The organism is Acinetobacter sp. PFS20, from assembly GCF_052261015.1.
In the GTDB taxonomy this organism is placed as follows: Bacteria; Pseudomonadota; Gammaproteobacteria; order Pseudomonadales; family Moraxellaceae; genus Acinetobacter.
The window spans coordinates 274,219-300,182 of record NZ_JBPVZE010000001.1; the positions used below are offsets into that span (position 1 = coordinate 274,219).

A 25,964-nucleotide genomic window follows, 5' to 3' on the forward strand; every position below is an offset into this window, starting at 1 on the left:
TTTCCAAATCTTTACAGATGGGCTGATTGAATCTTACTTTATTTGTTCATTTTAGCTAAGCATATAACTAAATCAAGTTGCTTTGCATATTAATGAATCGATTGATGCTTTATATACAACTGCTTGGGTGTTGTATAGTCAAGCCTCACGAGCAATTAGTATTGGTCAGCTTCACATATCACTATGCTTCCACATCCAACCTATCAACGTCCTAGTCTCGAACGGCTCTTTAGAGGACATAAAGTCCTAGGGAAATCTTATCTTGAGGTAGGCTTCCCGCTTAGATGCTTTCAGCGGTTATCCCTTCCGAACATAGCTACCCGGCGATGCGACTGGCGTCACAACCGGTACACCAGAGGTTCGTCCACTCTGGTCCTCTCGTACTAGGAGCAGATCCTCTCAAATTTCCAGCGCCCACGGTAGATAGGGACCGAACTGTCTCACGACGTTCTAAACCCAGCTCGCGTACCTCTTTAAATGGCGAACAGCCATACCCTTGGGACCTGCTTCAGCCCCAGGATGAGATGAGCCGACATCGAGGTGCCAAACACCGCCGTCGATATGAACTCTTGGGCGGTATCAGCCTGTTATCCCCAGAGTACCTTTTATCCGTTGAGCGATGGCCCTTCCATACAGAACCACCGGATCACTAAGACCTACTTTCGTACCTGCTCGACTTGTGGGTCTCGCAGTTAAGCGCGCTTTTGCCTTTATACTCTACGCGTGATTTCCGACCACGCTGAGCGCACCTTCGTACTCCTCCGTTACTCTTTAGGAGGAGACCGCCCCAGTCAAACTACCCACCAGACATGGTCCTCGCCCCGGATTACGGGGCAGAGTTAGAACCTCAACATTACCAGGGTGGTATTTCAAGGACGGCTCCATTGGAACTAGCGTTCCAACTTCAAAGCCTCCCACCTATCCTACACAAGTAAGGTCAAAGTTCAATGTCAAGCTGCAGTAAAGGTTCACGGGGTCTTTCCGTCTAGCCGCGGGTACACTGCATCTTCACAGCGATTTCGATTTCACTGAGCCTCTGCTGGAGACAGCGCCGCCATCATTATGCCATTCGTGCAGGTCGGAACTTACCCGACAAGGAATTTCGCTACCTTAGGACCGTTATAGTTACGGCCGCCGTTTACTGGGGCTTCGATCAAGAGCTTCGCTTACGCTAACCCCATCAATTAACCTTCCAGCACCGGGCAGGCATCACACCCTATACGTCCACTTTCGTGTTTGCAGAGTGCTATGTTTTTAATAAACAGTTGCAGCGGCCTGGTTTCTGTGGCTGCCAATAGCTCAGACCGCGAGGGTCATCACCGTCAGCAGCGTACCTTCTCCCGAAGTTACGGTACCATTTTGCCTAGTTCCTTCAGCAGAGTTCTCTCAAGCGCCTTGGTCTACTCGACCTGACCACCTGTGTCGGTTTCGGGTACGATTCCTGTGTAACTGAAGCTTAGAGACTTTTCCTGGAAGCATGGTATCAGCCACTTCGCTGTACAAGTACAGCTTGCTATCAGATCTCAGCATAGAGCACCCCGGATTTGCCTAAGATGCATGCCTACTTCCTTCCACCTGGACAACCAACGCCAGGCTGACTTAACCTTCTCCGTCCTCTCATCGCATTACACAGAAGTATTGGAATATTAACCAATTTCCCATCGACTACGCCTTTCGGCCTCGCCTTAGGGGTCGACTCACCCAGCCCCGATTAACGTTGGACTGGAACCCTTGGTCTTTCGGCGAACGGGTTTTTCACCCGTTTTGTCGTTACTCACGTCAGCATTCGCACTTCTGATACCTCCAGCATACTTCTCAATACACCTTCATCGGCTTACAGAACGCTCCCCTACCACTTGACTAAAAGTCAAATCCGCAGCTTCGGCACATAGTTTTAGCCCCGTTACATCTTCCGCGCAGGCCGACTCGACTAGTGAGCTATTACGCTTTCTTTAAAGGGTGGCTGCTTCTAAGCCAACCTCCTAGCTGTCTATGCCTTCCCACATCGTTTCCCACTTAACTATGATTTTGGGGCCTTAGCTGGCGGTCTGGATTGTTTTCCTCTTGACTACGGACGTTAGCACCCGCAGTCTGTCTCCCGGATAGTACTCATAGGTATTCGGAGTTTGCATCGGTTTGGTAAGTCGGGATGACCCCCTAGCCGAAACAGTGCTCTACCCCCTATGGTATTCGTCCGAGGCGCTACCTAAATAGCTTTCGGGGAGAACCAGCTATCACCAGGCTTGATTAGCCTTTCACCCCTATCCACAAGTCATCCCCTGGCTTTTCAACGACAGTGGGTTCGGTCCTCCAGTTAGTGTTACCCAACCTTCAACCTGCTCATGGATAGATCGCCTGGTTTCGGGTCTATACCCAGCAACTAAACGCCCTATTAAGACTCGATTTCTCTACGGCTCCCCTATACGGTTAACCTCGCTACTGAATATAAGTCGCTGACCCATTATACAAAAGGTACGCAGTCACCGAACAAGTCGGCTCCCACTGCTTGTATGCATGCGGTTTCAGGATCTATTTCACTCCCCTCACAGGGGTTCTTTTCGCCTTTCCCTCACGGTACTGGTTCACTATCGGTCAGTCAGGAGTATTTAGCCTTGGAGGATGGTCCCCCCATATTCAGACAAGGTTTCACGTGCCTCGCCCTACTCGTCATCATTATGTGTGCCCTTTCGTGTACGGGAATATCACCCTCTACGTTCGCACTTCCCAGAGCGTTCCACTAAAACACACATAACTTAATGGGCTGATCCCCGTTCGCTCGCCGCTACTAAGGGAATCTCAATTGATTTCTTTTCCTAAGGGTACTGAGATGTTTCACTTCCCCTCGTTCGCCTTGCAACACTATGTATTCATGTTGCAATACCTACCTTAAAGTAGGTGGGTTCCCCCATTCAGAAATCTCCGGATCAAAGGATATTTGCCGCCTCCCCGGAGCTTATCGCAGGCTATTACGTCTTTCATCGCCTCTGACTGCCAAGGCATCCACCACATGCACTTAATTACTTGACTATACAACCCCAAACAGTCGTCAACACTTACAAGTGAGTGTTGTCCGTGCGACTCTTCATCGCTACTATCTGTTGTCTGTGTACTTAAACACTGTACAGCTTCAATCTAAATTCATATACCAAAACGCTTGATTCAGTTAATTTGCTAGTTCTCAATTAACTCTAAGATCAGAATTACTTCCTCTCTCTTTGTTATTGAGTGAACAATTTATTTCAGACTCAATTTTGCCAATCTGTTAATGAATAAACATGCCTTCGTCAGGTCATGCTTAATACCGTGATACTTAAATCACAGAAGTTAATAAACCAAGATCTAAATCTCTATTTACTAATTTCTGTAATCCGAACTTCTCTTAAGTTCTGGTGGAGACTAGGAGAGTCGAACTCCTGACCTCCTGCGTGCAAAGCAGGCGCTCTACCAACTAAGCTAAGTCCCCAGCTTACATCATCAGTCATGTATCTTTTATCTATAACTTCAACCAGTCAAAGTCATGGTGGGTCTGACAAGACTTGAACTTGTGACCCCACGCTTATCAAGCGTGTGCTCTAACCAACTGAGCTACAGACCCTCAGATACATCTATGAAGAACAACTTGTTGTGGATTCTTACCAATCGTCAATCTTTCGTTAAGGAGGTGATCCAGCCGCAGGTTCCCCTACGGCTACCTTGTTACGACTTCACCCCAGTCATCGGCCACACCGTGGTAACCGCCCTCTTTGCAGTTAGGCTAGCTACTTCTGGTGCAACAAACTCCCATGGTGTGACGGGCGGTGTGTACAAGGCCCGGGAACGTATTCACCGCGGCATTCTGATCCGCGATTACTAGCGATTCCGACTTCATGGAGTCGAGTTGCAGACTCCAATCCGGACTACGATCGGCTTTTTGAGATTAGCATCCTATCGCTAGGTAGCAACCCTTTGTACCGACCATTGTAGCACGTGTGTAGCCCTGGCCGTAAGGGCCATGATGACTTGACGTCGTCCCCGCCTTCCTCCAGTTTGTCACTGGCAGTATCCTTAAAGTTCCCGACATTACTCGCTGGCAAATAAGGAAAAGGGTTGCGCTCGTTGCGGGACTTAACCCAACATCTCACGACACGAGCTGACGACAGCCATGCAGCACCTGTATGTAAGTTCCCGAAGGCACCAATCCATCTCTGGAAAGTTCTTACTATGTCAAGGCCAGGTAAGGTTCTTCGCGTTGCATCGAATTAAACCACATGCTCCACCGCTTGTGCGGGCCCCCGTCAATTCATTTGAGTTTTAGTCTTGCGACCGTACTCCCCAGGCGGTCTACTTATCGCGTTAGCTGCGCCACTAAAGCCTCAAAGGCCCCAACGGCTAGTAGACATCGTTTACGGCATGGACTACCAGGGTATCTAATCCTGTTTGCTCCCCATGCTTTCGCACCTCAGCGTCAGTGTTAGGCCAGATGGCTGCCTTCGCCATCGGTATTCCTCCAGATCTCTACGCATTTCACCGCTACACCTGGAATTCTACCATCCTCTCCCACACTCTAGCTAACCAGTATCGAATGCAATTCCCAAGTTAAGCTCGGGGATTTCACATTTGACTTAATTAGCCGCCTACGCGCGCTTTACGCCCAGTAAATCCGATTAACGCTTGCACCCTCTGTATTACCGCGGCTGCTGGCACAGAGTTAGCCGGTGCTTATTCTGCGAGTAACGTCCACTATCTCTAGGTATTAACTAAAGTAGCCTCCTCCTCGCTTAAAGTGCTTTACAACCATAAGGCCTTCTTCACACACGCGGCATGGCTGGATCAGGCTTCCGCCCATTGTCCAATATTCCCCACTGCTGCCTCCCGTAGGAGTCTGGGCCGTGTCTCAGTCCCAGTGTGGCGGATCATCCTCTCAGACCCGCTACAGATCGTCGCCTTGGTAGGCCTTTACCCCACCAACTAGCTAATCCGACTTAGGCTCATCTATTAGCGCAAGGTCCGAAGATCCCCTGCTTTCTCCCGTAGGACGTATGCGGTATTAGCATTCCTTTCGAAATGTTGTCCCCCACTAATAGGCAGATTCCTAAGCATTACTCACCCGTCCGCCGCTAAGTGATAGTGCAAGCACCATCACCCCGCTCGACTTGCATGTGTTAAGCCTGCCGCCAGCGTTCAATCTGAGCCATGATCAAACTCTTCAGTTAAAAATCATTTTGCACCTTATTAAAGACAAGGTGCCAATTCTGGCTCATCAATTTTCTGACTTAAATTTCGCTCAAATAAACTTCGAGTAATTTAAACCAATCAATCAATGATAATATTTCGATTAATCAATCAGTAAAAATCCACACAAGTTGTTCTTCAATTCTCTTAATGATCTTCTTCCTGGTTCGTCACCAGCAAGCTAGGTCGGCTATATTACTCTTAATCTCTTAAAAGTCAACAGGTAATTTCGATATTTTTAAAACTTAGTCTCAAAACTAACTTCTCATCAAATTCATCACTTAAAGCAACCAATCTAATTCCAAGTAACTGTTTTTCAACAAGTTCTTATCTTCATCACCGCCGATGGATGTGCATTATAGACCATTAAAAACCTTTGACAACCCCTTTTTTAATTTAATATTGCCACATGTTCGTTTTTTAGCCTTTTTAGTCAACTTTAGATGAGATATTAAACTTTTTTTACTTTATCAACTTCATGTAGAATAGATTATTCGTGCAATAGTTTGGCATTAACTCATCATGTGGCAGTTCGCTAAAAAAGTATTTGTTTGCATACTTGTAGTGTTTGCTACGAGTGGGCCGTGTTATGCCAATTCAAAACATAACTTTTATGTGCTTACTTTATCTATCCTGAGCTACAGTAAGTGGGAGAATGTAAATACTCCTACTCTTTGCATTATTGATAATCCCTCTATTACATCTACGTTCCAATCTTATATCCAGCAAATGTCTTATAATTATCGTGTTCAAACTGTAAACGCGAAAGACTTTGCTCGGTCACATTGTCAGGCTGTTTATTTTTCTACGACTTCGCCCCAACAACAACAAAGCCTTATTCAGAACTATCCTTACCGTTCTTTACTTTCTTTAAGCATTAATAATCCAGAGTGCGAAATTGGAAGTATCTTTTGTTTATATAATCAAAATAATTACACTACCTTTAAAGTTAACTTAGATGCTTTAAGTCACTCCAAAGTTCATATTGATCCGAGAGTATTGCTCTTGGCTAAGAATGCGGAGTAAGGATTATGATATCAAAGTTGTATCAGTCCACTTCATTGCATGCATTATTTAGAAAATCTCAATTTACTATCTTTGCAATTACTTTCTTTATCTGCTCTTTTACGTTCGTGTCGATTTCTGTTTTTACAATGGAAACTTACGCCAAACAAAATTTGCAATTGCTTAGCCATACGCTACTAGAGCGTATTCAGCCTGCAGTTGTATTTAATGACAAAATTACGATTGAGCAAATTTTGAATGAATATACGAACGACCATTCAATTCGTACTATTCATATTTATGATTCAGAGCATCATTTAATTGCGCAAAGTTTTAAATTATCAAGTCAGACTTCAATTTTAGAGGGCTGGTTTGATCATTGGTTTCTGAATGAACCCGTTCATCTTACAATTTATCATCACGAGCAAAATGTAGGTGAACTCACGCTTTTTGGTAGTTCCGAAAAAATATTGCAATTCCTCAAAATGATTATGGTAGGGCTTGCAATTGCGATGTTGTTTATTGTTTGCGCTTTATGGTGGTCAGTAAACTTAACTTATCGTCAAATTATGCAAGCTATTTACCCACTTACTAATATTGCTCAAATTGTAAGTGAACAAAAAGCTTATAATCTTCGCTTTCCTTATAATCGAATTAAAGAATTTCAAGATTTAAATACCGTTTTTAATGAGTTACTTGAAGAAATTCAGATATGGGATAACCAGCTACAAAAGGAAAATCGTAAATTATCCTTTCAAGCTCACCATGATCAACTCACCTTATTGCCTAATAGACATTATTTTTATCAGATTCTCTTAGACATGTTTGAAGATAAGGGTTTTGATAACAAGTCTGCGTTATTATTTATAGATAACAATAACTTCAAAGCAATTAATGATCAGTTTGGCCATTTAGCTGGAGATGAAGTTTTAAAAGAAATGGCGAATCGTCTGCAAACCCGTTTACGCCACCAAGATTTTATCGCGCGTTTAGGTGGCGACGAATTTGCTGTCATTTTGCATTCCATTAGTCATGCTGATCATTTAATATCTATTGCTGAAAATTTACTCGAAAGCTGTAAAGAACCTTTGTATCTGAATGGTCAAACGATTTACTTCAGTTTTAGTGTAGGTATTGCTTTATCACAATTTGCATCTAGCCCCGAAGATTTCATTATGCAAGCAGACCAAGCAATGTATAAGGCTAAAACTTCGGATGAACACTGGTTTATCTATAAACCTGAAAATTAAATTTAGGCTAATCTATGAATACAAGATCTCTAAAACTCTCCTTTATTGCATTGTTATGCATTACTCTTGCAGGGTGCCTGAGTTTTGGCCCATTAAAATATCGTCAGGTAAAATTGCTCAAAAAAGAAGGTTTCGTTCTTACTGATGAAGGATGGACTTTAGGTTTACCAGAACGTTTGTTATTTGACTTTAATAATGCAGAGTTAAAACAAAGTCATGAAGCTGAGTTAGTACGTCTAGCAAATCAATTGAATAAATATGATCTAAATAAATTGAAAATTGTAGGTCATACTGATGATGTTGGCGATGCTGCTTATAATCAAAAGTTATCTGAAGAGCGTGCACAAAGTGTAGCAAACCTTTTCTTAGCTCGCGGATTTAAGAAAGAAAATATCTACGTGATTGGTCGTGGTTCAACACAACCTTATGTTCCAAATACAACTAATGAAAATCGTGCGATTAACAGACGTGTTGCCATTGTCGTTATTCCATAAGTAAGTTTAATTCATAAAAAAAGCCAATCCTCTGTGATTGGCTTTTTTTATTTTAAACTAACTCAATAATATCAATGGTTGGCGGCACTCTAAAACGTAAAGGAATTCCGACCATTCCTGTGCCAACGGTAACGAAGACATCTGCATGTTCGTGAGAGTAAAATCCACGTTTGTGACCTAAAATTGATACTTTCTTCATAATATAGTTAGTTAACCATGGAAGCTCCACCTGCCCTCCATGTGTGTGCCCTGATAACATTAATGGACGATTCGGTAATTTAGGCACCATATCGACCGTATCTGGATTATGAGACAAAATTAACCAAGGTTTGTCTTGAGGTAAATCTGGCATAGAACGCATATCTGTTTTTCCAGCCCAAAGATCACCAATACCAATCAGACGGAATTCTTCAAAATCAACGATCTTTCCTTCGATATCAACAACTTCATTATAAAACAAGGCATCTTTTAATAATTGTTGAATAGGAGGTCCAGGATATTGCTCATCATGATTTCCCGGAACAGAGTAAACAGGCGCCTGAATTTCTTTTAAAACACTTAACTCTTCAATTAGTCTATCTTCTGGTTCATATGTCCAGTCACCTGCCACAACCACTAAATCTGGTTGCTGCTCATTTAATTTTCTAACTATAGTTTTGAGCTGACGTTCATGTCCTGAAAATAAACCAATATGTAAATCTGCAATTAGGGCTACTTTGACTGGCTTATTAAAACTACGATCTGGATTTAAGCGATATTGATGAGTATCGACACGGACCAGATGAGGCTCAATAAATCGGGCATAAATTAAAACACCACTTAAGAAAAAGATGAAAATACCTTGATGAATTGAGTAGTAACCAATCCAAGCAGCATATAAATTAAAAAACCAGAGAGGAATAAGTAGATAAGAGAGATAAAATGCGAGTAAATGCACAAAAGCTTTAAATGGATGAATCGTCTCGGTCCGAGATTGATGAATCCAAGCCTCAGAAATCCCCCATAGAGCAAGTATTGAAAAAATAAAGTAAAAACAAAAAATAATTGAATTTGGATCCCACATTACGACTCTCGACTTATCTTCTATTGATTGCTAGTAATCAAATTCAATATTTATCTTTCAATATGCACGAATTATACTCTAGCTCACGTTATCGTATGTACTGATTATGGCACAATCCTCTCATTCCAAACAGCTTCAAACGAATCAACAAGCTAGAAGCTTTTTGATAAAAGCCTCTATAGTCCTATGTTCTAGTTTTGCTGTGGGTTTAACAGGATGTAGTACTCTGCCAAAACATGGTGTCGAACCATTAGAATATGCAAATGATATCGATACATCAGAGACTTCACTTGCTCAAATTATTACTCCCTTACGTCAGCAAAATCCAAAACTAACGGGTTACCACGTCTTAAATGATCCATTGGAGGCTCTAGCAGCTCGTCTAAGATTAATTGATAAAGCTGAAAAGACTTTAGATTTACAATATTACATTTGGGATAATGACAAAGTTGGTGCTTTAGCTTTACATGCCATTATTCGAGCAGCTGATCGCGGGGTAAAAGTCCGACTTCTCATTGATGACAATAATGCAAAAAAAATGGAAGGGATTTTACTCGCCCTTTCTCAGCATAAAAATATTGAAGTTAAGCTTTTTAACCCCTATCGTTTCCGCAAATATCGTGCGATGGATATGGTGCTTGATTTAAAACGTATCAATCGTCGCATGCACAATAAAAGTTTTATTGCCGACAATGAGGTTGCTCTTATTGGCGGACGTAACATGACCAATCAATATTATAATGTAAGCGATAGCTATCAATTTTCTGATGTCGATGTGATGTTGGTCGGTGCTGCGGTTGATGACATTGTGAATTCATTTGATGACTACTGGAATCATGAATACGCCTATTCAGTTCAAAGTATTGTAAGTCCTGAGCAGCACCGTTTACGCTACGAGGGATTAAAAGAGCAACTCGAAGCTCATTATCAACAAGCAACTGTTCAAAACTTTTTAAATTTAACTGCAAAATCACATGCATTTGATAAATGGTTAAATCACAATATTCAATTCGACTGGGTTAAAGCAGAAGTCGTAAAAGACTCGCCTGATAAAATCAAATCAAAGGCCAAAAAAGAAGAGCACTTAAATTTCCAGCTAATTAACCATCTGGAAAAACCAGAAAGCAACGTAGATTTAATTTCAGCTTATTTTATTCCTGAAAAACAAGGCGCTAAAATTTTAAGCACGCTTGCTAAAGAAGGTGTGGAAGTACGCGTTCTAACTAACTCGTTTAAAGCAAATGATGTTGCAGTTGTACATGCATTTTATGGGAAATACCGTAAAGAACTGCTTAAAAACGGCGTACAACTTTATGAATTTTTACCAACACCAGATAAAAGAGATTTAAATAAAAATACAGATGAGCTTGCCACTAAAGCAAAAGTAAACATGAAAGGATTAAGCCGCTCAAGCTTACATACTAAACTGATGGCATTAGATGAACAGGTTTTTATTGGTTCATTTAATTTTGATCCACGCTCAGCTTATTTAAATACTGAAATTGGCGTAATTTTAGATAGCCCGTCATTGGCTAAGACAATTCACCATACGATGGACGAAAATTTAAATAAATATGCTTATAAGCTAAAGCTCGACGCTAACAATCATATTTATTGGCAGCAAGAAACTCCCAATGGCCCTTTAATTTATAAACAAGAACCCGAGATGAAATGGTGGCAAAAAGCAGGCATGAAATTTCTTTCATGGCTGCCACTTGAAGGCTTTATGTAATTAATTTTTTGGCTTAAGTACTTTCTGATGTAGTTGAGCCAAGCCTTCTACCATTTTTTCTTGAACTTCACGCGTTAAACTCTTCACATCATGCCCTTCCACAGAAATTGGTGGCAAAGTTAACAAATGAGCTGTTACTTTCGGCATTTCAAGTACACGCTGAATATGTTCAGCAAATGACATGTCACCAATGAATGGCGCAACTGTATCTAATTGTCCATGACGGTTTACATAACAAATTAAACATACCTGTACTGGGCGTTGAGCCTCAATAGCAGCACCGAGCAAACGACCATGTACTTTCTTAACAGAATGTCCATCTGTAGTGGTCGCTTCAGGAAAAAACAGCACAGGAATATTTTGTTTTAAGAATTCGGTAATCTGCTCACGAATTTTAACGGAATCACCAGACCCACGCTTAATAAATAAAGTGCCGCCACCTTTAGCTAGATTTCCTAAAACGGGCCAATTTTCAATTTCAGCTTTGGCAAGAAAGAAAACACGAGCTCCTGAACCTAAAACAGCAACATCTAGCCAAGAAATATGATTACTTACCCATAAAGCAGGTTCTCTAGGAATTGTTCCGTGTACTTCTACATCTAAGTTAAAAACCTGACATAAACGGCGGCAAAAATATTGAACATAGCGTGTATTGACCGGATTATTAGGATCTTTATAAAGGCCATGTCGATAAACTAAATAAAAACCTTCACTAATTGCAGCGGTGGCAGAAGTGACTTTTTTTCCGTACAAACCTATTTTTGATAATTTCTTTAACGTTGAATTAACTATACTTTGCGTTTGAGCCATAAAATTTCACTAACGATCAATCATTGTTATACCCATCTCGAGCATTCTATACGTTTCAGAATAAACTTGCATTGATGATAAAGAACGGGAAAAAAATAAATTCAGACACCTCAAACAACATTTAACTAATCTAAAGGATAAGAACAAACGCTTTCCCCTTTTGCATAAGTTTCATCTAGAATAAAGTTTTCCCATTTTCAGGATTTACAACCACGTGGAATATGTTGATCGGCATCAAGGCGGTGAACGCACAATTTTAGTGAGTGTTTCAGTACAATTATTAGATGATCTGGATGCCGAAGAGTTTGCTCTACTTGCACAGTCTGCTGGTGCAGATATACTTGAACATATCAAGGTTCAGCGAAATAAACCCAATCCTAAATTTTTTATTGGTTCAGGAAAAGTCGAAGAAATTGCAGAGCGAGTTCAGGAACTAGAAGCAAGTCTGGTGATTTTTGACCATGCTTTGTCACCCGCTCAAGAACGAAATTTAGAAAGAATATTAAAATGCCGAGTCATTGATCGTACAGGATTAATTTTAGATATTTTTGCGCTACGTGCCCGTACGCATGAGGGTAAATTACAAGTCGAACTTGCTCAGCTTAAACATTTATCTACCCGCCTTATTCGTGGTTGGTCTGCCGACTTTGAACAACAAAAAGGTGGTATTGGGTTACGTGGTCCTGGTGAAACGCAACTAGAAACTGATCGTCGTCTCATTCGTGTACGTATCGCCCAATTAAAAGATAAATTAGAGAAGGTACATCAAACCCGTATACAAGGACGTGCTGCAAGACAAAAGGCAGCCATTCCAACTGTGTCGTTAGTAGGCTATACCAATGCTGGGAAATCAACTTTATTTAATATTTTAGCAAAAAGTGATGTCTACGCGGCCGATCAACTGTTTGCAACACTCGACCCAACATTACGTCGTTTGGAATGGGATGGTATTGGTACTGTAGTGCTCGCAGATACGGTAGGTTTTGTACGAAACTTACAGCATGATTTAATTGAATCATTCAAAGCAACACTTGAAGAAACCCTAGAAGCCACGCTTTTACTACATGTTATTGATAGTAATAGTCATGACATGCTTGATCAAATTGAAGCAGTTGAAGGCGTTTTAAAAGAGATTGGTGCAGATGCTCCAGTACTTCGGGTATACAACAAAATTGACCTGAGTGGTGAAGAAGCCAAAATTGTTTATGCCGAACCACATGTACCAGATCGAGTTTATGTTTCTGCTCACGCTGGCCTTGGTCTAGAGTTACTTCAAAAAGCAGTACAAGAATGTTTAATGGGGCAAATTCAAAAGTTTTCTCTGATTCTTAAACCTGCTTATGGCAAATTTCGCACACAGCTTTATACCTTAAATGTAATTGAGTCTGAACACTACGATGATGCAGGCTTATTACATATTGATGTACGTATTGCACCACATAAGCTAGAAAAGCTTATTCGCCAAGCAAAACTGCCCTTAGAAGAAATCTTGGGAGAACGCGCTAATCAATTTAAACGGCCATTGGAAGAGTTTGAAATCAAAGGCGAGATCAGTTAAAACTCGATAAGTAAACTTTTAGAGATAAAAAATATGGATAAGATCAAAAGTATAGACTGGACAGCATGGGTAGCAACTTTACTACTCATTATTGGTTTTCGTGAAGGCTCTGTCATCGTCATGCGTGCTTTTGGTCATCCAGAATTAGGTAATCTGGTCGGGTTAATCAGCTTACTCACTGTTTTGATTATTTGGAGAAAGTTCAAAAAAATTCCTCTTCGAATAGTTGATACGAATAATAAAATCATGAAAGAAAGTGGTTTTGCTTTTTTACCTGTTTGTGCTGGCTCTTTAATTATGTTGGTGCATATGGGGAAAGAAATTCCACTATTCCTTTTTGTTTTAGTGGTCAGCACCCTTATACCTTTGTGGGTCTATGCAAAAATGGCAAAACGTTGGTTATAAGGAGAATAAAATGTTTACGATTTTCTACGGTTTTTTGATCACACTTATTGGTTATCTATGTGCAAAACCTTTAAATCGACGCTTTCCGCAAGTTCCACTTTTAGTTTTCGGCATGTTCATTGTCATTGCATTACTTTCAGTTTTACAAGTTCCTTATGAACAATATCGCCTTTATGTGAATGACTTATTTGGTCATCTATTAGGTTATGTCACAGTAGCCTTAGCCATTCCTTTAGCTGCAATGCGTTACGATGATCTTCCAATTAAATCAGTGATTGGTATTTTACTTTTTGCAAGTATTAGCGCCGTTGCTTTGCCTATGGGCCTCGCTTACTTGTTACATATGTCGGAACCTACCATTCTTGCATTTGCAACCCGTGCGGTGACTACTCCTATCGCCTTAAATATCGCAACGTTATTGCATGCTCCTGAAACGCTGGTAACGCTTATTGTTATTTTATCTGGGGTTATTGGAGCAGCTTTTTCACCATTTTTACTTAAACATATTCATGATGAAAGAGCATCTGGATTAGCCTTAGGTTTAGCTGCGCATGCCATAGGAACAGCTCAAGCTTGGCAACGCGGACCCGTTGCAGGTCGCTACGCTGCATTTGGTATGGCTTTAAACGGCGTATTTACTGCAATTTGGCTGCCTACATTAATGTTGTCACTTGGCACACCATAATTAAGAAGCCTATTAAATAAACATTGAACGGTATATCAATTCGAAATAAGATGACCTTTCAATGTTAAAAGGATTTTTAATCATGGGGAAAATTTTTATTGGAGCTCTGCTCTTACTGGGGATCAACACTGCTACGTTTGCAGCAGACATTACAGGCCTTTGGCAAACAATTGATGATAAAACTGGTGCTCCCAAAGCACAGGTAGAAATACGAAAAGAAGCAAATGGGACATATGCAGGAAAGATTATCAAAGTTACACCACGCCCAGGTTATACCCCTAAAGAGATTTGTGATAACTGCCCTTCGCCGTATACCAATAAACCAATTATAGGATTGGATATTGCAACTGGCTTAAAACAAACAGATGATCTTAATTATACAGGTGGGAAAATTTTAGATCCTAATACTGGTAAGGTTTACGGGCTTAAAGCAAAACTCAGTGCAACTGGTAAACGTCTTCATATGCGTGGATATCTTGGCGTTTCAGCATTAGGCCGTAACCAAATTTGGTTACGCGTAGAATAAAAGTTAAAAATAAAAAAGCCGCTTATGCGGCTTTTTTATTACATCACTGGATTTTCAACAGCAAAGATTTCTTTATCTTCAAGGCGATAAGCCATTAATTTTCTGCCCCAGACACAGCCGCCATCAATATTCTGAATCTGATCATTAATAGTTCTGCCCTCGAGCGCAGCCCAATGGCCAAAAATGATTTGATGAGTTTGTGCCGCTTTGCTCGGAAATTCAAACCAAGGTAAATAACCCTCTGGCATTGGCGCATCCAGAGCATCTTTAAAACTGAACTCTAAAGCCCCTTCTGCGTTGGTTAAACGCATGCGGGTCAAATAATTAGTAATACAACGTAAACGAGCTGAACCCGTTAAGTCGTTTTCCCACAAATCTGGTTTTGAGCCATACATTTCTGCCAAAAATGCGTCCAATACAGATAAGTCTTGATGTGAGAGTACTGCCTCCACTTCTTTTGCAAGCGTTGCAGTTTTTTGTGCATCCCAAATACAAGGTATACCTGCATGAGTAAGAATTGTGTGCTCATTCGGGAATAAACATAAAGGTTGTTTACGCAACCAGTCGATTAACTCATCACCATCAATTGCATCAATAACATCCTGCGTGCGATCTTTTTCTTTAATCTCTTTTAAACCACGTGCACCAGCAACTAAAGTCAGGTCATGATTTCCTAGTACAGTTGCAGCAGCTCCGCGATCAGCAAGTTTTTTAACAAAACGTAAGGCACCTACTGAGTTTTCGCCACGAGCGACCAAATCACCCGCAAACCATAAAAAATCTTGGTCTGGATCAAAACGTATTTCTTTAAGTAAGGCCTTCAGAGCTTCAAAACACCCTTGTACATCGCCAATCACATAGTTAAAACGTTTAGTCATTTATGCCACCATTTGATCGGCTAAAGCAACAAATTGAGCAAGTGTTAACGTTTCTGGACGAGCCATTGGATCAACGCCTGCTTTTTCAAAGCCATCTTCAGCAATCATACCTTTTAGACTATTTCTTAGGGTTTTACGGCGTTGGGTAAATACATGAGCAACCAAACGGGCTAAAGCTTTTTCATCTTTTGCAATAATTGGTTTTTGTTCATATGGAACAAGGCGGAAAACAGCACTCGTTACTTTAGGTGGCGGATTAAATGCGCCCGCTGGCACTTCAAATAAAAATGTAGGTTGGCAATAATACTGAATCATTACCGACAAGCGCCCATATTCTTTTGTGTTTGGTTCGGCAGTAATACGTTCAACCACCTCTTTTTGCAACATAAAGTGCATGTCTTTAACTTTACTGCCAAATTCCAAGAGATGGAAAAGTAATGGAGTTGAAATGTTATAAGGTAAATTACCAACCACACGTAATGGTCGACCATCCTTTACCAGTTCATTAAAATCATATTTTAATGCATCAGCTTCGATAATAGTTAAACGTTCAGGATGTGGAACGCGTTCTGGCAAGCCTGCCGCTAAATCACGATCTAGCTCAACCACTGTTAATGCATCACACTCTCCAATTAAAGGAGAAGTTAAAGCAGCCAAACCAGGTCCAATTTCAACAACATTTTCACCCGCACGCGGATTCACCGAGCGCACGATTTTGGCAATGACTCGCTGATCATGTAAGAAGTTTTGACCAAAACGTTTACGAGCTTTATGCCCTTCATCTTTCGGGTTTAGGGCATTAATTTGATACATATAACATTTCCAACATGAAAAATTTAGCTCGCTGCCAGAGATAACGCTAAATCGACAGCGACATTTAAACTTGAGCTTTTTGCCAAACCAGTCCCAGCCAAAGACAATGCAGTGCCATGATCGACCGAAGTTCGAATGAATGGCAAACCCAATGTAATATTGATGGCCTCACCAAACCCTTGTGATTTTAACACAGGTAAGCCTTGATCATGGTACATAGCGAGTACAGCATCAGCATTTTTAAGATGCTCAGGGGTAAATAAGGTATCCGCAGGCAAGCTTAGGCTCATTTTAATTCCTTGTGCCCGATAAGTTTCGAGTACCGGATTAATGGTATCAATCTCTTCACGGCCCAAATAGCCATCTTCCCCCGCATGAGGATTTAAGCCACACACCAATATGCGCGGATCAACAATCTTAAATTTAGTTTTTAAATCATGTATTAAAATATCAATGACTTGATGTAAACGCTCTTTGGTAATTGCATCGGCAACATCCCTTAAAGGCAAATGCGTAGTCGCTAAAGCAACGCGCAGAGTCTTGGTTGCAAGCATCATGACAACGCGCTCTACCCCTGCAAACTCTTGATAATATTCAGTGTGACCACTAAACAAAATGCCTGCATCATTAATGATCGATTTTTGCACTGGTGCCGTAGCTACCCCAATACTCTTACCAGACATGGCATAATCAGCTGAGCGGTGTAATTGTTCTAATACATAAGCCGCATTAGCTGAATTTAATTGGCCATCAACAACCGCCTTTTCTAAAGGTACATGCTCTATATAAAGCTCACCAGAAGAGGATGATTCAGCTTGTCCCGTATATTCTATAAATTGAATATCTACCCCTAGTTTCTGGGCACGTTGTTCTAATAAATTTTGGTCCCCCAAAACAACAACAGGACGTTCATCAACTCGCTGAGCCAAGCTCAAGCAAATATCTGGACCAATACCAGCCGGCTCACCGGAAGTGACATATAAAGGCAGCATAATCACCCCAGACACATAACTAAAATTTGTTTGATTTTAACATATCCCACATTCATCGGTTTATGGATTAAATTATGTGGCTTAAACTGGATTTTTCTTGTGACTTTGAACAAACTCGTTTAGAATGCTCGCTCCTTTTGTTTGGACAGATTCCATAGTCCAAACCAACTATAATAGGTAGTGGTTTAATGAAAACTCTCAGCGCTAAGCCAGCTGAAGTTCAACATGACTGGTATGTTGTTGATGCTTCTGGCAAAACTTTAGGTCGCCTTGCGACTGAAATCGCTCGTCGTTTACGCGGTAAGCACAAAACTTCTTATACTCCTCACGTTGACACTGGCGATTACATCGTTGTGATTAATGCTGAACAAGTTCAAGTGACTGGTAAAAAAGCGCTTGATAAGAAATATTATCGCCATACTGGTTTCCCTGGTGGTATCCGTGAGACTAACTTCGAGAAGTTAATTGCTCACAAGCCTGAAGCTGTTCTTGAAAAAGCAGTTAAAGGCATGTTACCAAAAGGTCCTCTTGGTTATGCAATGATCAAAAAAATGAAAGTGTACGCTGGTACTGAGCATCCGCATGCTGCTCAACAGCCACAAGTTTTGGACATCTAAGGGATACAGCACATGGCTACTAATTATGGTACAGGTCGCCGTAAGACCGCAACTGCACGTGTTTTCTTGTCTGCTGGTACAGGCAAACTCGTTATTAACAACCGTACTTTAGAGCAATATTTCGGTCGTGAAACTGCTCGTATGGTTGTTCGTCAACCTTTAGAACTTTTAGAAGTTACTGAAAAGTTTGACCTTTACATCACTGTTAAAGGTGGTGGTATCGGTGGTCAAGCTGGCGCGATCCGTCACGGTATTACTCGTGCGCTTATCGCTGCTGACGAAACTTTAAAACCTGTTCTTCGTCAAGCTGGTTTCGTTACTCGTGATGCTCGTGAAGTTGAACGTAAGAAACTTGGTTTACGTAAAGCTCGTAAGCGTCCTCAATTCTCTAAACGTTAATTCGTTTACCGAGTTGGACAAAAAGCCTTGGATTTTTCCAAGGCTTTTTTATTATGAAAATCGAACAATAAAATGCAAACTTATAAATATAAACAAACTATCTCTTTAGAACCGTGATTTCCTAGAGCATTTTTAGTATCCTAATCGATTCACTCAACCACGTCGTCTTGTGATATGTCGGTCGAAAACACCTCTATTCAGGGGATTACCCTTTACAGTCATGCTGATGATTTCCGTTCTCACTGGATTCGTTTTCTATTAGCAGAAAAGCAAATCAAATATCAATTGATCATAACTGACCATGAAGACGAAGATTTGGCAAGTTTGAATCCTTATAACCAGTTGCCGATGTTGGTCGAGCAAAATCTTAAATTATTTTCAGCGCCTATTATTGCTGAGTATTTAGATGATCGTTATCGCCAAAGTAAGCTTTACGCAGATGCTCCAATGATGCGTGCAGAGCAGCGTCAATATATATGGAGACTTGAAAACGACTGGTTTAAATTAGCAGATCACATGTTAAAACATGCTGATTCTTTAAATATCGAACAGAAGCAAAAAGCTCAAAAAGAATTACGCGAAACTTTAATTTCACTTACGCCCCTATTTCAGCATTTCCCCTATTTTATGTCTGAAAATTTCACAATTTTGGACTGTATGCTTGCACCTATCTTTTTAAGATTAAATAGCATGGGAATAGATTTACCCAAACAGCATTGTCGTCCGATACTTTTGTATTGTAAACGTATCTTTGAGAGACCTTCTTTTGCTAAATCAATGACGGCTCAAGAGAAAAACCGTTACAATGAACTATTAAATATGGAATAGTGTGATATGTCTGAGCAACCTATTGATTTAACCCCTACACGTCCTTATCTTGCTCGTGCAATCTATGAATGGATTTGTGATAACCAACTTACTCCTTATCTATTAGTAGATGCGACACAGCCACATACCGATGTTCCACAGCAATTTGTTAAAGATGGACAAATCGTTTTAAATATCGTGCCTCATGCTGTTCATCAACTTATTATCGGAAATGAAGCCATTACTTTCTCTGCTCGTTTCGGGGGAGCATCAAAAGACATTTATGTACCTATTCAAGCTGTTCTAGGTATTTATGCACGTGAAAATGGACAAGGTTTATTTTTTGATCCTGAAGAATATGCCAATGTAGCACCTGTAGAAAATACAGTAGAGTCTCAAGTACAAGAAACAATTGAAACAACATCAACTAAGAAAAAACCAACGTTAAGAATTTTAGATTAAATTTAGAGGAAGAAAGCATGGCATTTGATTTAGTCCAATATTTTGCTGAGCAGATAAAAATTCAAAAGCCTCAGCTTTTAAATCAATATCCAGTTAATGAAAAAAATAAACTGATTGATGAGGTGAATATTCTTACGCTTGGAAAACTGATTAGTTTATGGCGCCAAGATGACAATAAGATTTATCAAGAAATCAAAACTTCAGATCCACTTTATATTCAAGAAGTTGCTCGTCATTTAACAACATCTAAGCATAATCAGTCAGCTTTAAAAAACTCAGAGCTAGAACAGAGTATTTCTGAAATTTTAACTTTGCAGTTAGCAGAACTTAACCAGCTCGATGAAACAGGTGGTTTTGGGCATAATGGTTTAAAAGAATTAATCTTAGGCCAAGTAGAGCATTTATCAGGTCAGGCAGAAGATTGGGTTTGGTCAACAAACCACCTAAATGAGTTAATTGGTTCTAAACCAGTGGAACAAGAAGAGCTATCATTGGATACAACAATGAAGGAGTTCAACCAAATGGTTCACCAAGCCCAACCTCATCATGATGATTCGCATATTGAAGAACAAGCTGCTGAGATTTCTGTACCTACATGGTCAAAGATTATTGCCCCTGTCGTTGCTTTAGCAATTTTGGGTTACCTGTATTGTATTTACACGCAACTTGTTTAGTTTAATCATTATTATAAAAAAGGGGGTTTTTATCTCCCTTTTTTATGATTAAAATTAAAATAATTTATTAATCAATATTGTATTAACATTCTATTACAATTACTTTAACTAAATTTAAAAATATATAATGTAAACCGTATCGCAGTCTTAAAAGTATAATGTAAAAATAATCTTATAATGTTTTTTCTAGTCTGACATTTTACGTCACTTCTTTCCCAAAACAGAAACCTCCCGCTCTACTTAATGAATTGACTTCAAATTATTTAGAAATACAATGAATTTCAGCTACTTTTAGAAAAGTAGTTTATATAATTTTAGAATCCTGAGAGATAAAAACATGGCTAAACTTTCTTTAGATAGCTTAACTGAAATTGATGGTTTTATTGCTTCTGCACTTGTTGATTCAGAAAGTGGATTATCACTTGCAACACAAGGTGGTGGGGAAATTGATTTAGAATTAGCTGCTGCCGGAAATACAGAAGTAATTCGTGCAAAGCGAAATATTGCCAATGCTTTGAAATTAAATGACAATATTGAAGATATTTTAATTACATTAGGTAAGGCTTACCACTTAATTCGACCTCTAGAAAGTAATAATAATTTATTCCTTTATTTAGTCCTTGACCGTAGCAAATCGAATTTAGCCATGGCTCGTCATGAGTTAAAGTCATTTGAAAAAGAGCTAGACTTTAGCTAATTAAACTAAGATATGCTTTTTATATTTATTATAAAAAGCATATTAAAACCATTATATTATTCAATAAAACTTAATGTGATACTATGGATAGGAATTGCATAAATATTGCTACATCTGGTTTAAGCTTAAAAGTTTTAGATGAATTAAAAACTTTAATCAGAAAGTTAATATCTAATGAGTATATTATTAATTGGGTTAATATTTCTAACAGCCATATTGATCTATTATTAATTAATGAAAACTTCTTTGACTCAGATAATATTCAAAACATTCTTCAAAAGAAAAAATGCCCTTATTTAAAAATTACTAAAACTCCGTCACAAAATGAATATCAATTTGATGAACACACCCTTCATTTGCCACTAGAAAAAGTAGAATCTCTATTAGACTGGCTACAAATAAACCTAATATCTTATTTAAACCAAAAGAAAATTGCCTTAGTTTCAGATTTATCAAATGAGTCCATACTCATTGATGATAAGTTTATAAGGAATTTACACAATTCAGAGAATGCCAAATTACACATCTTTGATGATAAAGGCACTCTCGCCATTATTGATAACAGGACTCAGATGGCTTGGTTGGAACCATCACGGCAACAAACTCAGACCAATCAAAGCTTTGATTTCACTTTTGCTAAAACCTCCGACTTCACCAAAGTGTCTCGTAAAAAAAACTACTATTTGCAGGACTGGCTATGGAATTTGTTTTGGCATTCAAAAAACTTTGAAAATCTAGCCTCGAAGGATAGTTATTTTAAAATTGACCACTGGCCACAGCCCTACCAAAAAGAATATAGAAAAGTGAGCCTACAACTCTCTGCTTGTTTTATACAGGGAGCAAAAATTACTGATGTGGCGAACCAACTTAACTTGTCAATTAATGATGTCTTACGCTTCGTTACCGCTTGTTTAATAGCAAATAATGGAAAATTTATTTCTGCGAATAAATGTGCTTACACGCCAAATTCTCATTTAGAAAATTCAAATACAGACAATCATTTTTTTAAAAATTTTATAGGGAAGATTAGAGGGCGTTTTGGTCTTTAAGGGAAATTATGATTATACAGCAATATAAAATTGTCTTTGCAGGTAGTATGGGGGCAGGAAAAACAGAAGCGATTAAATCGCTATCTGAAATTCCAATTTTGGGAACAGAAGCATTCAATACTGATGTACAAAGCCACCAGAAAACCCAAACTACCGTAGGCATTGATTATGGTGAAATTACTTTAGATGATGGAATCAAAATTGGACTCTATGGCACCCCAGGACAAAGCCGTTTTGATTTTATATGGTCGGTCATTTGTGAAGGTGCAATCGGCATTATTTTATTATTAGATCATAATAGTCCTAATCCGATTGAAGAGCTAGAAAGCTACTTAGAAACCTTTAAAAATTATAATGATAATATTGCAATTGGTATTACTCATGTTGATGAGAATAAAGAATCGTCACTTCAACAATATCGTCATTGGATAAAAGCAAATGGACTTTCATATCCATTGTTTTTTATTGATGCACGCGAGCAGGAACAAATTTTAATGATGGTTGAATCATTAATTGCATCTCTTGAAGTCAAAGTAGGTTTAACATCTCAGGGGAATGATCATGCTTAGCATCCCAACTCAAAAACGCACCGCGCCTACACAATTGCTACAGCTAGCAAAAACTGAAGCTCATAATATTTTGATGAATACGCGTGGTGTAGATTTTGTCATGATTTGCTCTTCTGATGGTTTTGAATTAGCGACAGTGAGTCATAAAAACTACCATAACACCACCAAATTAGCGGCGGTGAGTAGCTCAATTTTGGCAATGGTCACTGCATTTTTAAAAGAGATTCAGCTCACTGGCTGTAACAACATTACTTTAGATGCAGATAATGGTAAGGCTATTCTGACGGCTATTCCAGCAACTCATCACCCGATGGTCATGGTCACGCTAAGTAATAAAGAGGTACTTTTAGGACAACTATTATATAGCCTAAAAAAAGCAAGTCAGTTGATCGCAGAAGCTGATGGAGAATAACTCAAAACTACTGATCGAAAATAAATACCGCTCAAATAGAGCGGTATTTTTCACTTAAGTTTGAATACTAAATAACATTTGCCGTTTTTTTACTTGTTGACCCTGTTGCCCTAACACATCTTCAACTACCCCATCCACATCAGATTTAATCTGTTGCTGGATTTTCATAGCCTCAAGCACTAGTAAGGTTTGGCCTTTCACAACTTGATCACCTTTATCAACCAAAATATTCACTACAGCACCATCCATCGGTGCACGAATTTTGCCATCACCAGCCACATCAGCTATTTCTGGGGCAGCATAAGTCACATTGCGTATCGCAACATTGCCATTCTCTCGATCTAAGTAAAGCTGATCACCATCTAATACATATTGCACACGGCGGCGTACGCCATCAATTAAATAAACTAATTGCTCTGGCGTTCTTTCGAGCACTTCAATACTAACTGATTGATCGCAGAGCTGTGCTGTAAACGTGTTATTTACAGATGAAAGCTGCAATTGAATTTGCTGATCATCATATTTAAGTTTTAATGGTAGTGGCACTCCAAGCCCAGTTTGCCACACAGCAGCGACTTTACTTTGACTAAATAATGCAGCAGCAATCGCTAAATTTTCTAAAGATAGAACCTGCTTATGTAGGCTGCTATCGTTTTGAAAATGCTGTTGAATGAACGCTGTATTGGTATCACCAGCAACAACGACTGGATGGCGTAATAAATTGACCAAAAATTGTTTATTACTATTCACTCCAAGTAAAACACTATCATCGACTGCACGAGCCAGTAAGCGAATCGCATCCTCACGCGTTTTACCATATGCGATCACCTTTGCTACCATCGGATCGTAAAATGGACTAACCTCATCAGTTACTAACATCCCATGATCAATCCGTACATTTGGCAAAGTTGCTGGCTGCCAACGCAGAACTTGTCCTGTCTGTGGCAAGAAATTCTGACATGGGTCTTCTGCATACAAGCGCACCTCGATTGCATGACCGTTTAACATCAATTCATGTTGTTGCAAAGGCAACTGTTCACCATTGGCAACACGCAACTGCCACTCAACTAAATCTAAACCTGTAATGAGTTCAGTAACAGGATGTTCCACTTGCAAACGGGTATTCATTTCTAAAAAATAAAATGTACCTGATGCATCAAGTAAAAACTCAACAGTTCCCGCACCTACATACGCACATGCTTTAGCTGCTGCTACAGCTGCCTCACCCATTTGCTGGCGTAGTTCAGAAGTCATGACTGGACAAGGTGCTTCTTCAACAACCTTTTGGTGACGTCGCTGAATTGAACAATCCCGTTCAAATAAATAAACATAATTGCCGTGTGTATCACCAAAAACCTGAATTTCGACATGGCGCGGCGCAATCACTGCTTTTTCTAAAATAAGCTCACCTGAACCAAAAGCATTTTCAGCTTCTGAACGTGCTGTTTGTAATGCCTCAATCAATTCGGATGAGTGCTGCACCAAACGCATCCCGCGGCCACCACCGCCCGCAGAAGCTTTGACCATAATTGGAAAGCCAATCTGCTCGGCTTGTGTCGCTAAATACTCAAGGTCTTGACGATCACCTTCATAGCCCGGTACACAAGGGACGCCTGCTTCAATCATGGCAATTTTTGAGAGTCGTTTACTCCCCATTAGCTCAATTGCAGAAGCTGTTGGCCCAATAAATGTAATCTGGTTATCGATACATGCCTGAGCAAAATCAGTGTTTTCTGACAAAAAACCATAACCGGGGTGAACAGCATCTGCCCCAGTTTTTTTACAGGCTTCGATAATTTTAGCAATGGAAAGATAAGACTCGGATACTTTAGATGCCCCAATATAAACAGCTTCATCGGCTTCTTGTACATGCCGAGCGTTACGGTCTGCATCAGAATAAACCGCCACAGTTTGATAGCCCATTGCTTTGGCTGTTTGCATGACTCGAACTGCAATTTCACCACGATTGGCAACCAGTACTTTTGAAAATTTCATTATTTTTATCCTTATCTCTTACGATTCATCGGCCCAATTCGGCAACCGTTTCTGAATAAAAGCCATCGTACCTTCTTGTCCTTCGGCACCACCAACCGCTTGAGCAAACTGCTGTGCAGCATCATCTAACAAATCACTCAAAGGTTCATTAAACGCTCGATGTAACAGTGCTTTAGTCACACGCGAAGCTTGAGGAGCTGCTCGTTTAATGTGTTGAATGGTTTCCTCTAAAGCTTGTTCAAGTTCGATTTCATTATGTGCAATCTGATGAACCACTCCGGCACTAAGTGCTGTAGGGCCCTCAAAACGCATGCCGAGTAAAGCAAGTCGTCGCGCCTGAGTCAGACCAATACGTTTCACCACAAAGGGAGCAATTTGCGCAGGGATCAAACCAAGACCAGTTTCAGGTAAACCAAACTGAGCATTGTCACGGCTAATGGCAACATCTGAAACACATGCTAAACCAAAACCCCCACCTAACACCGCGCCTTCTAAAATTACCACAACCGTTTGCGGTGCGGCTTCAACTTGCTCAAGCATGGCACCAAAACGGCGGTTAAAGTCAGCATAAGGTTGTAGACTGCCGACATTGGTCGCTTCAACGCGTAAAGCAGCCATATCTTTAATGTCACCACCGGCACAAAAAGTCCCACCTTCACCACGAATGATGACTGCACGAATCGAAAAGTCATCGCGAATGGCAGCAAAAACTTGCTGAATTGCATTGACCATCTTCAAGTTCATGGCATTACGGCTCTCTGGTCGATTTAACCAGAGATATAGAATACCGCCCTCCTGTTCCAATTGAATACTGTCATCTATATCTAAAACTTGTAGAGATGCTGAAAGTGTCATGGTCGT

At 40.0% G+C, this 25,964-nt stretch carries 24 protein-coding genes, 2 tRNA genes and 2 rRNA genes; 17 read left to right on the forward strand and 11 right to left on the reverse strand.

Annotation, left to right across the window (positions count from 1 at the left end; all coding sequences use genetic code 11):
• Positions 1 to 134 precede the first annotated feature (134 nt).
• The 4 genes from ACS125_RS01265 to ACS125_RS01280 form a co-directional block, all read right to left on the reverse strand.
• Positions 135 to 3,027: ribosomal RNA gene (locus ACS125_RS01265) — 23S ribosomal RNA — on the reverse strand.
• A 360-nt stretch (positions 3,028 to 3,387) separates the two neighbouring features.
• Positions 3,388 to 3,463 (reverse strand) — tRNA-Ala (locus ACS125_RS01270).
• A gap of 55 nt (positions 3,464 to 3,518) precedes the next feature.
• Positions 3,519 to 3,595, reverse strand: a tRNA-Ile gene (locus tag ACS125_RS01275).
• A 59-nt stretch (positions 3,596 to 3,654) separates the two neighbouring features.
• A 16S ribosomal RNA gene (locus ACS125_RS01280) occupies positions 3,655 to 5,192 on the reverse strand.
• The 16S and 23S rRNA genes sit together here with 2 tRNA genes alongside, the layout of an rRNA operon.
• Before the next feature lie 541 nt (positions 5,193 to 5,733).
• On the opposite strand from ACS125_RS01280, the gene ACS125_RS01285 reads away from it, so the two are divergent.
• Genes ACS125_RS01285 through ACS125_RS01295 form a run of 3 tightly spaced genes read left to right on the forward strand, consistent with a single transcriptional unit; the run spans position 5,734 to position 7,960 of the window.
• The gene (locus tag ACS125_RS01285) at positions 5,734 to 6,237 is read left to right on the forward strand and encodes a YfiR family protein (RefSeq protein ID WP_004796328.1); all 504 of its coding nucleotides are present in this window, start codon (positions 5,734 to 5,736) and stop codon (positions 6,235 to 6,237) included.
• Positions 6,238 to 6,242: 5 nt separating this feature from the next.
• A complete protein-coding gene (locus ACS125_RS01290; protein ID WP_443270142.1) occupies positions 6,243 to 7,466 on the forward strand; it encodes a diguanylate cyclase domain-containing protein in 1,224 nt (407 codons plus the stop codon).
• Between the two features lie 14 nt (positions 7,467 to 7,480).
• Positions 7,481 to 7,960 (forward strand): OmpA family protein, encoded by a 480-nt coding sequence (locus ACS125_RS01295; protein WP_004796325.1) that lies wholly within the window; start codon positions 7,481 to 7,483, stop codon positions 7,958 to 7,960.
• A 52-nt stretch (positions 7,961 to 8,012) separates the two neighbouring features.
• Here the strand turns inward: ACS125_RS01295 and ACS125_RS01300 are convergent, their stop codons facing one another.
• On the reverse strand, positions 8,013 to 9,023 hold the full coding sequence (locus ACS125_RS01300) for a metallophosphoesterase (protein ID WP_174730146.1): 1,011 nt from the start codon (positions 9,021 to 9,023) through the stop codon (positions 8,013 to 8,015).
• Positions 9,024 to 9,129: 106 nt separating this feature from the next.
• Here ACS125_RS01300 and ACS125_RS01305 point away from each other — a divergent pair, with 106 nt between their 5' ends.
• Positions 9,130 to 10,755, forward strand: a complete 1,626-nt coding sequence (locus ACS125_RS01305) for a phospholipase D family protein (RefSeq protein ID WP_004796322.1) — start codon at positions 9,130 to 9,132, stop codon at positions 10,753 to 10,755.
• Here the strand turns inward: ACS125_RS01305 and ACS125_RS01310 are convergent, their stop codons facing one another.
• The gene (locus ACS125_RS01310; protein WP_174740131.1) at positions 10,756 to 11,565 is read right to left on the reverse strand and encodes a lysophospholipid acyltransferase family protein; all 810 of its coding nucleotides are present in this window, start codon (positions 11,563 to 11,565) and stop codon (positions 10,756 to 10,758) included.
• Between the two features lie 214 nt (positions 11,566 to 11,779).
• On the opposite strand from ACS125_RS01310, the gene hflX reads away from it, so the two are divergent.
• The 4 genes from hflX to ACS125_RS01330 all read left to right on the forward strand — a co-directional run bounded on the left by hflX (position 11,780) and on the right by ACS125_RS01330 (position 14,739).
• Complete coding sequence (gene hflX / locus ACS125_RS01315) at positions 11,780 to 13,123, forward strand: ribosome rescue GTPase HflX (RefSeq protein ID WP_443270146.1); 1,344 nt, start codon at positions 11,780 to 11,782, stop codon at positions 13,121 to 13,123.
• 33 nt (positions 13,124 to 13,156) lie between these two features.
• Positions 13,157 to 13,528 carry a hypothetical protein gene (locus tag ACS125_RS01320; protein ID WP_005299915.1) on the forward strand — a complete coding sequence of 124 codons (372 nt, stop codon included), beginning with the start codon at positions 13,157 to 13,159 and terminating at the stop codon, positions 13,526 to 13,528.
• Between the two features lie 10 nt (positions 13,529 to 13,538).
• Positions 13,539 to 14,213 carry an LrgB family protein gene (locus ACS125_RS01325; protein WP_009388694.1) on the forward strand — a complete coding sequence of 225 codons (675 nt, stop codon included), beginning with the start codon at positions 13,539 to 13,541 and terminating at the stop codon, positions 14,211 to 14,213.
• A gap of 82 nt (positions 14,214 to 14,295) precedes the next feature.
• Positions 14,296 to 14,739, forward strand: a complete 444-nt coding sequence (locus ACS125_RS01330; RefSeq protein ID WP_004796314.1) for a DUF2147 domain-containing protein — start codon at positions 14,296 to 14,298, stop codon at positions 14,737 to 14,739.
• A 38-nt stretch (positions 14,740 to 14,777) separates the two neighbouring features.
• Here the strand turns inward: ACS125_RS01330 and ACS125_RS01335 are convergent, their stop codons facing one another.
• From ACS125_RS01335 to pdxA, 3 genes are read right to left on the reverse strand one after another with little or no spacing between them, the layout of a single operon-like run.
• Entirely contained in the window at positions 14,778 to 15,617 is an 840-nt protein-coding gene (locus ACS125_RS01335) for a symmetrical bis(5'-nucleosyl)-tetraphosphatase (RefSeq protein WP_049838420.1), read from the reverse strand.
• Positions 15,618 to 16,430 carry a 16S rRNA (adenine(1518)-N(6)/adenine(1519)-N(6))-dimethyltransferase RsmA gene (rsmA, locus tag ACS125_RS01340; protein WP_005299908.1) on the reverse strand — a complete coding sequence of 271 codons (813 nt, stop codon included), beginning with the start codon at positions 16,428 to 16,430 and terminating at the stop codon, positions 15,618 to 15,620.
• A 23-nt stretch (positions 16,431 to 16,453) separates the two neighbouring features.
• Positions 16,454 to 17,437 carry a 4-hydroxythreonine-4-phosphate dehydrogenase PdxA gene (gene pdxA, locus ACS125_RS01345; protein WP_443270150.1) on the reverse strand — a complete coding sequence of 328 codons (984 nt, stop codon included), beginning with the start codon at positions 17,435 to 17,437 and terminating at the stop codon, positions 16,454 to 16,456.
• A gap of 173 nt (positions 17,438 to 17,610) precedes the next feature.
• Here pdxA and rplM point away from each other — a divergent pair, with 173 nt between their 5' ends.
• The 9 genes from rplM to ACS125_RS01390 all read left to right on the forward strand — a co-directional run bounded on the left by rplM (position 17,611) and on the right by ACS125_RS01390 (position 23,108).
• Entirely contained in the window at positions 17,611 to 18,039 is a 429-nt protein-coding gene (gene rplM / locus ACS125_RS01350) for a 50S ribosomal protein L13 (RefSeq protein ID WP_003656097.1), read from the forward strand.
• Between the two features lie 12 nt (positions 18,040 to 18,051).
• A complete protein-coding gene (gene rpsI, locus ACS125_RS01355) occupies positions 18,052 to 18,438 on the forward strand; it encodes a 30S ribosomal protein S9 (RefSeq protein WP_002048725.1) in 387 nt (128 codons plus the stop codon).
• Positions 18,439 to 18,612: 174 nt separating this feature from the next.
• Positions 18,613 to 19,266, forward strand: a complete 654-nt coding sequence (locus tag ACS125_RS01360; RefSeq protein WP_005299902.1) for a glutathione S-transferase N-terminal domain-containing protein — start codon at positions 18,613 to 18,615, stop codon at positions 19,264 to 19,266.
• A 6-nt stretch (positions 19,267 to 19,272) separates the two neighbouring features.
• Entirely contained in the window at positions 19,273 to 19,707 is a 435-nt protein-coding gene (locus ACS125_RS01365; protein ID WP_174730135.1) for a ClpXP protease specificity-enhancing factor, read from the forward strand.
• Between the two features lie 17 nt (positions 19,708 to 19,724).
• Positions 19,725 to 20,381 (forward strand): hypothetical protein, encoded by a 657-nt coding sequence (locus ACS125_RS01370; protein WP_151964715.1) that lies wholly within the window; start codon positions 19,725 to 19,727, stop codon positions 20,379 to 20,381.
• 337 nt (positions 20,382 to 20,718) lie between these two features.
• A complete protein-coding gene (locus tag ACS125_RS01375; RefSeq protein ID WP_003656109.1) occupies positions 20,719 to 21,078 on the forward strand; it encodes a hypothetical protein in 360 nt (119 codons plus the stop codon).
• Between the two features lie 83 nt (positions 21,079 to 21,161).
• Positions 21,162 to 22,127 carry a hypothetical protein gene (locus ACS125_RS01380; RefSeq protein WP_443270154.1) on the forward strand — a complete coding sequence of 322 codons (966 nt, stop codon included), beginning with the start codon at positions 21,162 to 21,164 and terminating at the stop codon, positions 22,125 to 22,127.
• A gap of 8 nt (positions 22,128 to 22,135) precedes the next feature.
• On the forward strand, positions 22,136 to 22,696 hold the full coding sequence (locus tag ACS125_RS01385) for a GTP-binding protein (protein ID WP_174739696.1): 561 nt from the start codon (positions 22,136 to 22,138) through the stop codon (positions 22,694 to 22,696).
• A complete protein-coding gene (locus ACS125_RS01390) occupies positions 22,689 to 23,108 on the forward strand; it encodes a roadblock/LC7 domain-containing protein (protein WP_004796294.1) in 420 nt (139 codons plus the stop codon). Before ACS125_RS01385 ends, ACS125_RS01390 begins: the two co-directional genes overlap by 8 nt.
• 54 nt (positions 23,109 to 23,162) lie before the next feature.
• On the opposite strand, the gene ACS125_RS01395 is transcribed toward ACS125_RS01390, so the two are convergent.
• On the reverse strand, positions 23,163 to 25,103 hold the full coding sequence (locus ACS125_RS01395; protein ID WP_443270157.1) for an acetyl/propionyl/methylcrotonyl-CoA carboxylase subunit alpha: 1,941 nt from the start codon (positions 25,101 to 25,103) through the stop codon (positions 23,163 to 23,165).
• A gap of 18 nt (positions 25,104 to 25,121) precedes the next feature.
• Positions 25,122 to 25,958 (reverse strand): enoyl-CoA hydratase/isomerase family protein, encoded by an 837-nt coding sequence (locus tag ACS125_RS01400; RefSeq protein ID WP_443270159.1) that lies wholly within the window; start codon positions 25,956 to 25,958, stop codon positions 25,122 to 25,124.
• Positions 25,959 to 25,964: the final 6 nt, after the last annotated feature.

What these genes read in the sequence shown, in the direction of transcription:
- ACS125_RS01305 (WP_004796322.1), top strand. Translation starts at nt 9,130, where the DNA reads ATGGCACAATCCTCTCATTCCAAACAGCTTCAAACGAATCAACAAGCT.
- ACS125_RS01325 (WP_009388694.1), top strand. Translation starts at nt 13,539, where the DNA reads ATGTTTACGATTTTCTACGGTTTTTTGATCACACTTATTGGTTATCTA.
- ACS125_RS01370 (WP_151964715.1), top strand. Translation starts at nt 19,725, where the DNA reads ATGGCATTTGATTTAGTCCAATATTTTGCTGAGCAGATAAAAATTCAA.
- ACS125_RS01380 (WP_443270154.1), top strand. Translation starts at nt 21,162, where the DNA reads ATGGATAGGAATTGCATAAATATTGCTACATCTGGTTTAAGCTTAAAA.
- ACS125_RS01400 (WP_443270159.1), bottom strand. Translation starts at nt 25,958, where the DNA reads ATGACACTTTCAGCATCTCTACAAGTTTTAGATATAGATGACAGTATT.
- ACS125_RS01300 (WP_174730146.1), bottom strand. Translation starts at nt 9,023, where the DNA reads ATGTGGGATCCAAATTCAATTATTTTTTGTTTTTACTTTATTTTTTCA.
- rsmA (WP_005299908.1), bottom strand. Translation starts at nt 16,430, where the DNA reads ATGTATCAAATTAATGCCCTAAACCCGAAAGATGAAGGGCATAAAGCT.
- ACS125_RS01390 (WP_004796294.1), top strand. Translation starts at nt 22,689, where the DNA reads ATGCTTAGCATCCCAACTCAAAAACGCACCGCGCCTACACAATTGCTA.
- ACS125_RS01395 (WP_443270157.1), bottom strand. Translation starts at nt 25,103, where the DNA reads ATGAAATTTTCAAAAGTACTGGTTGCCAATCGTGGTGAAATTGCAGTT.
- rpsI (WP_002048725.1), top strand. Translation starts at nt 18,052, where the DNA reads ATGGCTACTAATTATGGTACAGGTCGCCGTAAGACCGCAACTGCACGT.
- ACS125_RS01295 (WP_004796325.1), top strand. Translation starts at nt 7,481, where the DNA reads ATGAATACAAGATCTCTAAAACTCTCCTTTATTGCATTGTTATGCATT.
- rplM (WP_003656097.1), top strand. Translation starts at nt 17,611, where the DNA reads ATGAAAACTCTCAGCGCTAAGCCAGCTGAAGTTCAACATGACTGGTAT.
- ACS125_RS01335 (WP_049838420.1), bottom strand. Translation starts at nt 15,617, where the DNA reads ATGACTAAACGTTTTAACTATGTGATTGGCGATGTACAAGGGTGTTTT.
- ACS125_RS01285 (WP_004796328.1), top strand. Translation starts at nt 5,734, where the DNA reads ATGTGGCAGTTCGCTAAAAAAGTATTTGTTTGCATACTTGTAGTGTTT.
- ACS125_RS01320 (WP_005299915.1), top strand. Translation starts at nt 13,157, where the DNA reads ATGGATAAGATCAAAAGTATAGACTGGACAGCATGGGTAGCAACTTTA.
- ACS125_RS01290 (WP_443270142.1), top strand. Translation starts at nt 6,243, where the DNA reads ATGATATCAAAGTTGTATCAGTCCACTTCATTGCATGCATTATTTAGA.
- ACS125_RS01365 (WP_174730135.1), top strand. Translation starts at nt 19,273, where the DNA reads ATGTCTGAGCAACCTATTGATTTAACCCCTACACGTCCTTATCTTGCT.
- ACS125_RS01360 (WP_005299902.1), top strand. Translation starts at nt 18,613, where the DNA reads ATGTCGGTCGAAAACACCTCTATTCAGGGGATTACCCTTTACAGTCAT.
- ACS125_RS01385 (WP_174739696.1), top strand. Translation starts at nt 22,136, where the DNA reads ATGATTATACAGCAATATAAAATTGTCTTTGCAGGTAGTATGGGGGCA.
- ACS125_RS01310 (WP_174740131.1), bottom strand. Translation starts at nt 11,565, where the DNA reads ATGGCTCAAACGCAAAGTATAGTTAATTCAACGTTAAAGAAATTATCA.
- ACS125_RS01330 (WP_004796314.1), top strand. Translation starts at nt 14,296, where the DNA reads ATGGGGAAAATTTTTATTGGAGCTCTGCTCTTACTGGGGATCAACACT.
- ACS125_RS01375 (WP_003656109.1), top strand. Translation starts at nt 20,719, where the DNA reads ATGGCTAAACTTTCTTTAGATAGCTTAACTGAAATTGATGGTTTTATT.